Genomic DNA, 1,922 nt, shown 5'->3' with positions numbered 1-1,922 from the left:
ATGCCCTTGATGTTCGGCAGCCCGTTCGTTCGGGCTCGTTTCGGCATTTGAGCGCGCTGCGACGGCGCGGCGGGCATGATTCGGGGCAGCCCCGATTCTTCGCGCCGCAGTCTGAAGGCCTTTTTTCCGTAAATAAAGGATTCATTCGATGCCAATCAAACACTCGGTAAAACCGATCGCGGCCTTTCTGAGCGCCGCATTGTCCGCTGCGTTTGCTGTCGGTGCAGCGGCGGCTGATGCGCCCGAAGCGGCGCGGCAGGCAAACACCGCCGAAAAGACGGCGGGCGACGGCTCCGCGTCGTTCGAGCGGTTCAGGAATCGTGTTGAACGCATTGCGGCCGAACACGGCGTGGCTCAGCCGACCGATGAGGAAATGGGCCTCGCAGACCGCGGTTCCGGAGAAGGGAACAAGGACATCAAAACCGGCAACGGCGACAAAGCGGAAAAAGACGACGAACTCCTTAAAGCCGCCAAAAAGGTTTCGCCTGTCGAACGCATCGTCGATATGGGCATTTCCAAGGTGCGTGCGGTCAAAGGCAGGGACGGCACGATCATGTACATCGCCGACATGGGCCGCTTCGTCTTTACGGGCAGCGTCTACGACCTTTGGCAGAAAAAGCAGCTCACGACGATCGAAGAAATTTCCGATGCGGTGAGCCGCATGGATCTGAGCGGCCTCAACCTGAAGCTCGAGACACTCAATCTTGCACGATTCGGCACCGGCAGGGAACACGTGACGATTTTTGTCGATCCGCTCTGCGGGTGGTGCCACAAGCTCATGAACGAAGTCGTCGCCGACGCGTCGCTGCGGGACGAGTACACGTTCGACTTCCTCGTCATTCCCGCACTCGGCGGCTCATCGGCGAAGCTCGCCGAACGGCTCTTCTGTTCGGAATCAAATGCGGAGAAGCGATTCGAGGTGCTGCGAGCAGGCCGCGAAGGGATCGAGCGGCTCCTTGAAAGCTCCGCTTGCGCGAAGGAGGGTTATGAGCGCACGCAGATGACGGCGACTTTCCTCGGCGTTGAGGCAGTGCCCTTCGTCATCGCGCCCGACGGCCGCTTCTCGCGCGGCAAGCCTGCGAGTCTGCGCGGTTTTCTGAAGGGGAGGGCAACTGACGCCGGCACGACCCCCGACAAGCGCAGCAAGCACTGAGCGGCAGGTTCCGATTCGCTAACAACAGGAGAGAAAGACAAAATGGACGTCATCGGACTCAAGCGCTTCTGCGACGAAGGGCTTATCGAAAAAAACCTGCGCGCCGAGAAGCTTTTCCCGGTTAAGGCGGTGGACCCGAAGCAGAAGATCTATCTCTGCGACGACGGTACGCTCGGCTTCGTCTTTGCCTGTCAGCCGCTTCCGGGCGGCGACGAGAAAACGCAGGAAAAGCTCGAGCAGTTTCTCAATCAAAACTACCCCGACGACACGACGCTGCAGTTCTTTCTCTTCCGCTCGCCCGACGTCGAGGCGCAGCTGATCGAAATGGATCGTCTGCGCGCGGGCTTCAGTCACAATCTGCTCACCCCCGTGCTGCAGGAGCGCATCAAGTTCCTGCGTACGCATACCGATATTCCGATCGTGACGAAGAACCGCCAGGAGGCGATCTTCGATTTGGGGCGAATCGTGGACTTGAAGCTCCTCATCTCGGTCAAGATGCCCTTCGAAGGGGAGACGCCCTCCAATGCAGCCCTGCAGACGGCCGCCACCTGGTCAACGAAAATGCTCTCGCTTCTGAAGTCGGTGGGCCTGCATCCGCGTCTGATGGGGCCCGACGAATATCTGCGCTTCATGCAGACGGTCATGAACTGGTCGGGCGACGCGGCCTGGCGCGAAAGTCTTTCGCGCTGCTGGGAAGAAGACAAGACGCTCGACAATCAGATTCTCGATCCAACGACGGATGTGTGCTGCGCCAAGCCCGACATCGTTC

General features: G+C 59.7%; 2 protein-coding genes. Both read left to right on the top strand.

The genetic code is table 11. The features are described 5' to 3' along the window. The first annotated feature begins 148 nt into the window (after positions 1-148). The gene (locus H6A60_RS11050; RefSeq protein ID WP_205104584.1) at positions 149-1,153 is read left to right on the top strand and encodes a thioredoxin domain-containing protein; all 1,005 of its coding nucleotides are present in this window, start codon (positions 149-151) and stop codon (positions 1,151-1,153) included. 42 nt (positions 1,154-1,195) lie between these two features. Next, on the top strand, positions 1,196-1,922 hold a 727-nt coding region (locus tag H6A60_RS11045; protein ID WP_205104582.1), incomplete at its 3' end, for a conjugal transfer protein TraC.

The sequence above is a fragment of the Sutterella massiliensis genome, from assembly GCF_016899755.1.
GTDB classification, from domain to species: domain Bacteria; phylum Pseudomonadota; class Gammaproteobacteria; order Burkholderiales; family Burkholderiaceae_F; genus Sutterella; species Sutterella massiliensis.
The sequence above is the reverse complement of the archived record's forward strand: the minus strand, read 5'-3'. Positions and strand labels throughout refer to the sequence as shown.